We start from the raw sequence: 10,592 nt of genomic DNA on the forward strand, positions 1-10,592 counted from the left end.
TTTGTAAATCGTAAATTTACTGAATTTGCGATCGCTTAATTATATATGTTCAGGTACTAACTCCAACTCTGCAACTTTTCTAACAGAAGGAATATTATTGCCACTAAATTCGTGATACAAGTCTAATAAATTTTGCTGTAATTCTTCTAAAGAAGTTCCTTGGCGATCGCCCTTTGGGTGTGGGGGAGTTGGTGGTGCGATCGCTTTTTGATCTATAGGAGAGTTTCGGGTGCGATCGCTACGATGGAGCACCTATATTTTTAATAATTTTATCACCCCAAGCCATTAAAATAAAACCAGTGATTTCACCAAATCAGAGGGGATTGATAGACTCATGTACATGAATGATTATCTCAAAGACAAACAAGCAGAATTTATTCATCGCCTCAAAACTGGATTAAGCAGTTTACTCTGTTATCAAAGACAGGGAATCTATGGAGAGATTAAAACCATTTCTGGTCAAGACTTAAACCCCATTCGTCAACACGCTTGGGATATGGTTAGAAAATATAGAAAAGCTGACCCCCAGGTCGTTTTCAGGAATACGATGATGGGAAAATTGGGAGAAGAAATAGTTAAGAAATACTTAGGGGATTTTGTCAGTAATATTAACTATGAAATTATCCCCGATAGTGGCGATGGTCGAATTGATCTCCGTATTAGTACGGATGATTCTATCGGAATTCAAGTTAAAACTCGCTATAGTTTCCCAACTTCAGCGCAATGGTGGGTAAGTTGGGAAGAAATCACTAAAAATCAAGCCATTATTTCTATATTAATTTATTCCGATTCTCAGACTATTATTAAATTTGATGAGTTTAAATCAGAATATTCCGCAATTATTGCCGGGTTTCTACCCGCAAGTTTAATTCAGAAACGCATAGCACAAAAAGAAATAGGTTTAGAATATCATCAGAATAAAAGTATTGTTAAATTGAATATTAGTGACTTATATTATGGCGATGGTCTGAGAAATTTCTTAAAAGGATTAACTAATGATCCTGAATTTTACCTAGAATCAGGCTTAAATTGTGCCGAACAACAGAAAGATTATACCTCAGCCATTAAAAACTATACCAAAGCACTAAAACTGCAACCAACTTATGCAGACGCCTATCGCTATCGCGGTCTGGCTTATTTTCAATTAGGCAAAAACCCCGAAGCAATTGATAATTTATTAAATGCTTCCGATTTATATTCAAAACAAGGCAATATTAACGCAGTTCAAAATATTAATTTAATGATTAGAGATGCTCAAAAAATTAATCAAGTTCTCCATTCCTTGCCAAAATGGAATTGTATCCAAACCATAAAAGCCCATTCTGCTCATATTTTTTGCTGTACTATTAGCAGCAACGGTCAAATTTTAGTTACCGGAAGTAAAGACAAAACCGTTAAGGTTTTCAATCCCCAAACTGGAGAAATATTACACAATTTTACAGGACATCGAGATTATATTTATGCCGTTGCGATTAGTCCTAATAATTCCTTAATTGCCAGTGGTAGTTGTGATAATACCATAAAATTCTGGAATTTGAAAACCGGAGAATTAATTAAAACTATTACAATTCATTCCCATTATATTACCAGTTTAAAATTCACTCCCGATGGCGAAAACTTAATTAGTGGTAGTTGGGATTATACCGTGCAGTTATGGAAAGTTGCAACCGGAGAAAACCTGAGAACTCTTTATAGACATTCTGGCGAAGTTGATTGTGTTGATATGACTTCTAATTGGGATTTTATTGTTAGTGGTGGCCGGGATAAACGAGTCATTATTTGGGATCTAAGAAATATGAAAATTTGCCGGACTTTAATTCAAAGATTTTATATTAGATCCTTAGCAATTAGTCCCGATAATCAATTTATTGTCACCAGTAGCGATGATGGTAAAATCTTTATTTGGAATCTGGAAAAAGGTCAACTCCTCCGCACCTTAAATCATCATAAAAATTGGATTTATACCGTTGCCATTAGTCCCGACGGTAATATAATAGCTAGTTGTAGTGCTGATCAAACCATTAATATATGGAATTTACACACCGGAGAATTAATTGATAGTTTAAACCCTCAAGGCGGTGCAATTTATTCAGTTACATTTATTACCCAAGATGGTCATACTCTCGCTAGTAGTCATGGAGATGGCACAATTAAAATTTGGCAACAAACTTAGAGAAAAAATAACACTCCTAAAAGTAGTAAGCCCGACCGGGCTTCATTCCCCAAAATTAGTAACAAAACCTAACACTAATAACAAGAGATTAAATTTATTAGTGTTAGGTTTAGGGGATTAAGCACTGAAGGGCTTACTACAGAGGCCCCTGTCTGCTATCCTTAAACTGATGTTAAAACGTGGTCAAATTATTGGGAATTTAGAGGAATTCTCCAAGTCCCATCGATTGTAAACGGTATTATCCATTTAGGTTAGACTATGGATTTTTCGACTCTTGCAGCCCAGTTGAATGCTGGGGTTATTTGGCCAGAGGGGATTGTGATTATCACCCTCTTGGTTGTGTTGGTGGGTGATTTAATTGTCGGGCGTAGTCGGTCTTCTGTGTGGACACCTTATGCGGCGATCGGCGGTTTACTGATTGCCGTCGGGGTATTGTACACTCAATGGGACAGTAGGAATACCATCGCTTTCCTAGGCAGTTTCAATGGCGATGACCTGAGCATCGTGTTTCGGGGGATTATTGCCATCACTTCAGCCGTCACTATTTTAATGTCGATTCGCTACATTGAACAGACGGGAACTGCCTTAGCGGAATTTATCGCCATTCTATTAACTGCAACTTTAGGGGCGATGTTTCTCTCCGGGGCGAATGAATTAGTCACCATTTTTGTGGCTTTGGAAACCTTAAGTATCTCCTCTTATTTATTAACAGGATATACCAAACGTGACCCCCGTTCTAATGAAGCTGCGTTGAAATATTTATTAATTGGAGCCGCCAGTTCCGCCGTATTTCTTTATGGTTTATCCCTATTATATGGACTCTCGGGCGGTCAAACCAATTTAACTGAAATTGCCAAGATTTTAGCCCTATCTAAAGGCGAATCTCTAGGGGTTATTATCGCCTTAGTTTTCGTAATTGCCGGAATTTCTTTTAAAATTTCTGCGGTTCCCTTTCACCAATGGACACCGGACGTTTATGAAGGTTCACCGACTCCGGTAGTCGCATTTTTATCCGTCGGTTCCAAAGCTGCGGGATTTGCCCTAGCCATTCGTTTACTGATTAACGCCTTTCCCTCCGTTGCCGACGAATGGCGGTTTGTATTCACCGCCTTAGCCATCCTGAGTATGATCTTAGGAAACGTGGTCGCCTTGGCGCAAACGGGCATGAAACGGATGTTAGCCTATTCTTCCATTGCCCAAGCGGGATTTGTGATGATTGGGTTAATTGCCGGAACCGAGGCGGGATATTCCAGCATGGTATTCTACCTGTTGATTTATCTATTTATGAACTTGGGTGGCTTCATTTGTGTGATTCTATTCTCCCTGAGAACCGGAACCGATCAAATTAGTGAATATAGCGGATTGTATCAAAAAGATCCCCTATTAACCCTGTGTTTAAGTATTTGTCTATTATCCCTCGGTGGTATTCCTCCCCTAGCTGGATTTTTTGGCAAAATTTATCTATTTTGGGCAGGTTGGCAAGCGGGTTTATATGGGTTAGTTCTGTTGGGTTTAGTCACCAGTGTGATCTCGATTTATTATTATATTCGAGTCGTGAAAATGATGGTGGTCAAAGAACCCCAAGAAATGTCCGATGTGGTGAAAAACTATCCCGCAGTTCAGTGGAATTTACCCGGAATGCGTCCCCTACAAGTGGGTTTAGTTTTAACCTTGGTAGCAACGTCTTTAGCGGGTATTTTATCAAATCCGTTATTTACTTTATCCACCGAAGCTGTTACCCACAGCACCATGTTTGACAATGTATTGGTGAAAACCAAAACCGTTGCTCATCTGACAAAATCTCCGTTAATTGCCCGGAGAGATTAGATCCCCCTAAATTCTCCCCGAAATGCCCCAGCAGGGGGAGCAGGGGGCACTTCGACAGGCTCAGTGGCCGCAGGGGGGCAGGGGGAGACTTTGATCTTTTGCTTGCCTCCTCCCCCCTTTTCTATTTTAGGGGGGTTTATAATAGGAATATTGATTCAGGTTTTTCTAAACTATGACTGAAATCGATTATGCTCAAGCCTGTAAAGATTTTGAGACAATCTACAATCAAGTGCTTCTGAATCGTCAACCGATTACAATTTATCGAGAAGGTTTAGAAAGTGTCTCTGTGATTGCAACGGCTGAACTTGAAAGTCTGATCGAAACCGTTTATTTGTTTCAATCCCATGAAAATGCAGCCCGTCTTTTAGCAGCGTTAGGGCGTGCAAAAGCTGGAGTTAATCAACCTCAAACTGTTGAAAAATTACGTCAGGAGTTCGGACTTGGCGAAGAAGAAAAAGCCTCAGCCTGAAAGCGAAAAACCTCAAGAATCATTAGCCAATACCGTTTCAGCTAAAGGTAGAATTAAACGAGATCTGGTCTTTGATTCTCAGTTTCTTGAAGATATGGCTTATTGGGTTAAAACTGATCGAAAACTTGCCCTACGTCTATTATCATTAGTTGAAGAAATTGGACGTATCCCTTTTGATGGGACAGGAAAGCCAGAACGCTTAAAATATCAAGATGCTAATGTGTGGTCACGCCGTCTTACCGACAAAGATCGGATTGTTTACTTAGTAAGTGAAGATAGAATAGAGTTTTTACAAGGTCGTTATCACTATAGCGATCATTGATTCTTGAATATCAACTTTAAGTTTAAGGATAAAACTATGGGATTATCATTTTCTGCATTACCTGTTAATATTCCTTCAACGGTTCAATTAACTGTAACTCCTGAACAATTTGTTGAAATTGCGATCGCTAACCGAGATTTAAAGTTAGAACGTACCGTTACTGGAGAATTAATTGTTATGCCCCCCACTGGAGGAATTACAGGAAAAAAAAATATTGATCTCGAAGGACAATTGTGGTTATGGAATCGTCAAACTAAACTCGGTCAAGTCTTTAATTCTTCGACAGGATTCCTATTTCCTAATGGTGCAAATCGTTCCCCCGATGCTGCCTGGATACGTCAAGAACGATGGGATCAACTCACCCTTGAACAACAAGAAGGATTTCCCCCTTTATCTCCTGATTTTGTCTTAGAATTACGCTCCAAAACCGATAGTTTGAATGCACTGCAAGAGAAAATGCAAGAATATATAGATAACGGTGTGAGTTTGGGTTGGTTAATTGACCGAAAACATCAAACCGTTAGTATTTATCGACAAAATCAGGATATAGAAATCCTACAACAACCTTTGAGTTTATCCGGTGAGAATATCTTACCCGGATTTGTCTTAGATTTAACAGAAATTTGGCAATAATTGCCCGCAAAACAGTAGGGAAACAATGTTTCCTATCTATAAATTAAACCCGATTAGCTAAAGCATTAATAAATCTGTTCAATCACCGTTGCCAACCGTTTCATCCCTTCTGTAATCTCCTCATCCGTAGCCGTTAAACTAATCCGAATACATTGGTTTTTATGACTCCATTCTCCTTGTAAACCCGGAAAAAATGAACTACCAGGAACCACAATTACCCCAACTTCTTTGAGTTTTTGATACAGTTCCCAATCGGTCATTGGTAAATCTTTAAACCACATCCAGGCAAAAATTGCCCCTTCGCCCCGATGTAAAAACCAGGGTAAATTTTTAGGCATGGCTTGGTTTAATGCCGTTTCAACAACGGTGAATTTCTGTTTATAATAGGGACGAATCACCTCCGCCGCAATTTCTGATAACGCTCCAGAACCAATAGCACGGGCCGCAATTGCCTGCCCATAGCGGGGAGAATGGATACACATATTGGTTTGAAAAGCTTCTAATACTTGAATCGTGCTTTCATTCCCGATCGCAATTCCTAATCTTTCCCCAGGCAATCCCGCTTTTGATAAACTAATACAGTGAATAATATTATCTCCAAAAACCGGTTTCATTTCGGTAAAATTCAATGCGGGGAATGGGGGCGCGTAGGCAGAATCAATAAAGACAGGAACGTTAAAGTTAGCGGCTAAATTGGCAATTTTTTTAACTTCTTCTTCTGTTAAAACATTACCACTGGGATTACACGGACGGGAAAATATAACACATCCTGTGGTTTCATCAATAATTAATTGACTAAAATCAGGACGATATTTAAAATGATGATTGACTTCATCAATATCTAAGGTAGGTTGATAGGAAAAAACCGCTTCAGGAACTAAACTAACTCCCCCATATCCGGTATAATCAGGACTTAAAGGCAAAACAATTTTTTTCAGTTTACCATCGGTGGTATATCCCCCAAAGGCATTAGTCGCATAAAAATAAATCGATTGACTTCCGGGAGTAATTAAAACATTACGGTCGGTTAATTGTAATCCATAACGGGAATTAAAATCCTCGACAATGACATCAATAAAAGGTTGATATCCCTGACTAGAACCGTAGCGACAAACCACTTCTCCATATTCAGGACTTGAAAGTAATTGTGCTGTACAATCTCGCCAAAGTTGTTCTACTTCGGGTAAGATTACCGGATTTCCTGCACTTAAATTAATAAACTCTTTTCCCTTTCCTGATCTTAAGGTTTCAATAATATCTTTCATAATGGCACGAACTCCCGTTAAATGGGACATCCGTTCACCATATTGTGTCAAAGCAGGATTCATAGTTTTATAACCCAATGAATTAAGAATATCTCCCTATCATCAGCAGAGATTCGGTAGGAGCTAGAATCATAACCAGAAATCTGATTCCTGCAACCTGAGTAATGGAATCCGACATCTGTTAATCTTCATTTGATCAATATTAACCTTAGAATTGAAAATAGAAAATAGTTTTCAACAAGAATATTAGGATTTTTGGTGTGTATGGTAATTTGGCAAGCTGATTTTTATCGTCGTCCCCTCAAGGATAGAAGCGGACAACCCCTTTGGGAGTTGTTAGTCTGTGACGAAACTCGAAAGGTTGAGTTGATAGCCATGTGTCCTCAGTCCCAAGCCAATTCAACTTGGTTAAGCGAACAGTTGCGGCCCTTAACTTTAACTCAAAAACCTGATAAAATTAAAGTATTTCGTCCCCAATCTTTAAGTTTCTTAGAAAAAGCGGGCAAGGTCTTAGAAATTGTAGTGGAACCCGATAGAAATACGCCGACTTTAAAACAATGGTTAACTGAACGGTCAAAACAATATTGTCAGTCAGAATATTATACGGGGGAATCCTATGAACCTCTGAAATTAGATCAACTGCCACCTTTACCATTACCCGATCAATTATGGGGCGATCGCTGGCAATTTGCAAGTATTCCTGCGGGCAATTTACAAGAGTTTTTTGCTGACCGTCCGATCCCAATTCTACAAATCCCCAATCATTTTTTACCTCTAAATATGGGATTATCTTCGGTTGTAGCCATTCCTGGAATTATTATTAATGGGGGTAAAAAATCAATGCGGTTAGCCAGATGGTTAGAGGAAATTCAACCTTTTGCTTGCAATTATATGGCGGGTTCTCCCGATGGATTAATCTTGGAATCTGGCTTAGTTGATCGTTGGGTGATGGCAACTTTTGAGGATTCGGAAGTTACGCAGGCTGGTCAAACCTTTGAAGTTAGAAAAAAGTTAGCAAAAGGACTACATTTTTTATTAGTTCAACCGGATGATTCGGGGATGACATTTAGCGGGTTTTGGTTATTAAAAGGGGAAAATAGCTAAACACCCAGTAATTGAGAGCCTTTTAAATATTATAATAAAGGGTAAATTCATGTTGAGAGTAGCGAGGAATAATCAGGGGTGTTTGATAGTATTTGCAAGTTTCTGGCAGAAAATTTTTCTGAAGATTTGGCGAGTTGGTTGTTGGGTTCTCCCGTTGCCTTAACTGAGTTGAGTCCCCAAGAGTTATCCTTGGAACCCATTCGGGCTGATTCCCTGATTTTGCTGCAATCAGATGATCTGGTTTTGCACACAGAATTTCAAACCGAACCCGATGCTAAAATCCCCTTTCGGATGTTAGATTATCGGGTGAGGGTCTATCGTCGTTTTCCCAACAAAGTCATGCGTCAGGTGGTGATTTATCTGGGTCAAACTAATTCTCCTTTAGTCCAAGACAATAGTTTTCGCCTGGAGAATACGTTTCATCAGTTTGAGGTGATTCGTCTTTGGGAACAACCGCCGGAACAGTTTTTGAATGTAACGGGATTGTTACCTTTTGCGGTACTGAGTCAGACCGATGATCCGACCATGATATTAGGTCAAGTGGCTGAAGTAATTGAAGGAATTACCGATCAACAGGTTCAAAGTAATCTTGTTGCTGCTTCGGCAATTTTGGCGGGTTTGGTTTTAAATAAAGATATAGTGAAAAGACTTTTAAGGAGTGATCTTATGCGAAATTCAGTCATTTATCAAGAAATTCTACAAGAAGGGAAACTGGAAGGGAAACTTCAAGGAAAATTGGAAGGCAAACTAGAAGGCAAACTGGAAGGGAAACTAGAAGGAAAAGAAGAAGTTGCTTTAAATTTATTGCGAATGGGTTTTAGTTTAGAGCAAGTTGTTCAAGCAACTGGATTAAGTGTTGAAGATATTCCTTCTTTGTAAATTAGCTTTGGCAGTATTAATGATTGATTAATGGAGGTGAACAAGATGCAAATTTATTCTATTAAATAAGAATAAGGAATAGTTCAGCAAAAATTAGGGTCTAAAAATATTGTTTCTTAGACAGGACTTACGCAAAACAACCATATCTAGTAGGGGCGAACGGCCGTTCGCCCCTACAGATGGTGTATAATTGGGTATTCTGTGTAAGTCCTATTAGACTCAATTTCCGCATCAATTAAGGGATAATAGATTCTATCTAAACTTAAAAAAAATTACAATTACCTCAACGCCATGCTGTCTTTTCTTCGCAACGATCTTAACCAAATTCGGGCCTATGCTCCTCACCCGGGAGGCAATTCTGGAAGTCCGATCGAGACTCAGATATTAGACCGTTTAGATACGAATGAATGTCCCTATGATTTACCGGAGGAGTTAAAACAAAAGCTGGCTTGGACGTATGAACATGAAATTGAAACTAATCGTTATCCCGATGGCAGTCATTTTCCCTTAAAAATTGCGATCGCTAATTATATTAATGAGATTATTTCTAATTCTGAAGCCCTTGTTAATCCTGAGCAAATTTCCGTGGGTAATGGGTCGGATGAGTTAATTCGATCGCTCTTAATTGCCACTTGTTTAGGGGGAGAAGGTTCGATTTTAGTGGCTAATCCCACCTTCTCCATGTATGGAATTATTGCTCAAACGTTAGGCATTCCAGTTGTTAGTATAGAACGGGATAAAGATACCTTTGAAATGGATTTAAAGGTAGCTCAAACAGCTATTGAAACGACAGAAAACCCTACCATTCGAGTTGTGTTTGTTGTCCATCCTAATTCCCCAACGGCGAATGCTTTAACGCCAAAGGAATTAGACTGGTTGCGTTGTTTACCTGAACAAATTTTAGTCGTTATTGATGAAGCCTATTTTGAGTTTAGTCAAACCAGCGTTATAGAGGAGTTAAAAAATCATCCCAATTGGGTGATTTTACGCACATTTTCTAAGGCATTTCGGTTGGCTTCCCTGCGGGCTGGATATGCGATCGCCCATCCTGAATTAATCACCGCTTTAGAAAAAGTTCGGCTTCCCTATAACCTTCCCAGTTTCACACAAACCGCCGCTTTATTAGCCTTAAACAACCGTCAAGAGTTACTGACGGTTATCCCTGAAATTTTAGCCGAACGGACTCGTTTAATTAAGGCCTTATCTGAGCATAAAAAACTCAAAATTTGGCGAAGTGATGCTAATTTTATTTATATTAGACTCACCGATGAACAAAATTCCGATCAAGCCTTAAATCAGATCATGCAGCAATTAAAAACCAAAGGAACATTAGTGCGTCACACCGGAGGAGGGCTGCGAATTACCGTGGGTCGTCCCGACGAAAATCAACGCACCATTGAACGATTGTTTTCCCTCTAGTCTAGGACGCGAAGCAAAGCCTCCATGATTGATTTCCCCCGTCGGGGAACTCGATTTAGGAGGCTTTCAGGAGTTATTTAGGTAAGCGTTGGCGAGCGGTCATGCGCCAAGCCAGTAATTCGGGTAAACGCCAGGTAACACCATTAGATTTTTGATCTAATTCGTCCTGTTCCAAAGCTGTTTTCCAAAATGCTAAGGCTTGTTTATGACGGTTTTGGGCTTCCAAAACTTGAGCTAAAATATAGTAAGCCACCACATTAGATTCTTTTAATTCTAAGGATTGACGTAACTCAACTTCAGCCTGTTTCGGATTATTTTCTAGGAAATAAGCCCACCCTAAATTTTTATATAAAGCGGCTCGAATTCCTTTATCCTTAACCTGTCCCAAGGTGTTTTCTAGTTTATCAATGGCTTCCTCGGTTTTGCCATCTAAAATTTCTAATCGGGCTAAATTATTAACCGCCGCCTGGGCTGCTCGGTTATTATCCACATCAACTAGAA

The 10,592-nt window shown here is 39.3% G+C and carries 11 protein-coding genes; 8 read left to right on the forward strand and 3 right to left on the reverse strand.

Translation table 11 applies throughout. The annotated features are described in order from the left end of the window. Positions 1-39 precede the first annotated feature (39 nt). A complete protein-coding gene (locus PL9631_RS01370) occupies positions 40-252 on the reverse strand; it encodes a hypothetical protein (RefSeq protein WP_083616239.1) in 213 nt (70 codons plus the stop codon). Positions 253-334: 82 nt separating this feature from the next. Between PL9631_RS01370 and PL9631_RS01375 the strand changes: the two genes are divergently transcribed. From PL9631_RS01375 to PL9631_RS01395, 5 genes are all read left to right on the forward strand, one after another. Then, on the forward strand, positions 335-2,173 hold the full coding sequence (locus PL9631_RS01375) for a WD40 domain-containing protein (protein WP_083616240.1): 1,839 nt from the start codon (positions 335-337) through the stop codon (positions 2,171-2,173). A gap of 258 nt (positions 2,174-2,431) precedes the next feature. Beyond that, complete coding sequence (locus PL9631_RS01380) at positions 2,432-4,000, forward strand: NAD(P)H-quinone oxidoreductase subunit N (RefSeq protein WP_083616241.1); 1,569 nt, start codon at positions 2,432-2,434, stop codon at positions 3,998-4,000. 172 nt (positions 4,001-4,172) lie between these two features. Then, complete coding sequence (locus tag PL9631_RS01385; protein WP_083616242.1) at positions 4,173-4,469, forward strand: type II toxin-antitoxin system Phd/YefM family antitoxin; 297 nt, start codon at positions 4,173-4,175, stop codon at positions 4,467-4,469. Next, a complete protein-coding gene (locus tag PL9631_RS01390) occupies positions 4,441-4,791 on the forward strand; it encodes a Txe/YoeB family addiction module toxin (protein ID WP_083616243.1) in 351 nt (116 codons plus the stop codon). Before PL9631_RS01385 ends, PL9631_RS01390 begins: the two co-directional genes overlap by 29 nt. Positions 4,792-4,827: 36 nt before the next feature. After that, a complete protein-coding gene (locus PL9631_RS01395; protein WP_083616244.1) occupies positions 4,828-5,424 on the forward strand; it encodes a Uma2 family endonuclease in 597 nt (198 codons plus the stop codon). A 65-nt stretch (positions 5,425-5,489) separates the two neighbouring features. On the opposite strand, the gene PL9631_RS01400 is transcribed toward PL9631_RS01395, so the two are convergent. Then, the gene (locus tag PL9631_RS01400) at positions 5,490-6,752 is read right to left on the reverse strand and encodes a valine--pyruvate transaminase (RefSeq protein WP_083616245.1); all 1,263 of its coding nucleotides are present in this window, start codon (positions 6,750-6,752) and stop codon (positions 5,490-5,492) included. A gap of 201 nt (positions 6,753-6,953) precedes the next feature. Between PL9631_RS01400 and PL9631_RS01405 the strand changes: the two genes are divergently transcribed. From PL9631_RS01405 to PL9631_RS01415, 3 genes are all read left to right on the forward strand, one after another. Beyond that, positions 6,954-7,793: a Tab2/Atab2 family RNA-binding protein gene (locus tag PL9631_RS01405; RefSeq protein ID WP_083616246.1), complete on the forward strand. Its 840-nt coding sequence runs from the start codon at positions 6,954-6,956 to the stop codon at positions 7,791-7,793. A 78-nt stretch (positions 7,794-7,871) separates the two neighbouring features. Then, positions 7,872-8,672: an Rpn family recombination-promoting nuclease/putative transposase gene (locus PL9631_RS01410; RefSeq protein ID WP_083616247.1), complete on the forward strand. Its 801-nt coding sequence runs from the start codon at positions 7,872-7,874 to the stop codon at positions 8,670-8,672. Between the two features lie 291 nt (positions 8,673-8,963). After that, positions 8,964-10,091: a histidinol-phosphate transaminase gene (locus PL9631_RS01415; RefSeq protein ID WP_083616248.1), complete on the forward strand. Its 1,128-nt coding sequence runs from the start codon at positions 8,964-8,966 to the stop codon at positions 10,089-10,091. 73 nt (positions 10,092-10,164) lie between these two features. On the opposite strand, the gene PL9631_RS01420 is transcribed toward PL9631_RS01415, so the two are convergent. Then, a partial coding sequence (locus PL9631_RS01420) for a tetratricopeptide repeat protein (protein ID WP_197046216.1) occupies positions 10,165-10,592 on the reverse strand: 428 nt, incomplete at its 5' end.

The sequence above is a fragment of the Planktothrix paucivesiculata PCC 9631 genome, from assembly GCF_900009265.2.
GTDB lineage: Bacteria > Cyanobacteriota > Cyanobacteriia > Cyanobacteriales > Microcoleaceae > Planktothrix > Planktothrix paucivesiculata.

Coding starts and splice junctions, on each gene's coding strand:
- PL9631_RS01375 (WP_083616240.1), top strand. CDS start 335: ATGTACATGAATGATTATCTCAAAGACAAACAAGCAGAATTTATTCAT.
- PL9631_RS01415 (WP_083616248.1), top strand. CDS start 8,964: ATGCTGTCTTTTCTTCGCAACGATCTTAACCAAATTCGGGCCTATGCT.
- PL9631_RS01400 (WP_083616245.1), bottom strand. CDS start 6,752: ATGAATCCTGCTTTGACACAATATGGTGAACGGATGTCCCATTTAACG.
- PL9631_RS01405 (WP_083616246.1), top strand. CDS start 6,954: ATGGTAATTTGGCAAGCTGATTTTTATCGTCGTCCCCTCAAGGATAGA.
- PL9631_RS01395 (WP_083616244.1), top strand. CDS start 4,828: ATGGGATTATCATTTTCTGCATTACCTGTTAATATTCCTTCAACGGTT.
- PL9631_RS01380 (WP_083616241.1), top strand. CDS start 2,432: ATGGATTTTTCGACTCTTGCAGCCCAGTTGAATGCTGGGGTTATTTGG.
- PL9631_RS01385 (WP_083616242.1), top strand. CDS start 4,173: ATGACTGAAATCGATTATGCTCAAGCCTGTAAAGATTTTGAGACAATC.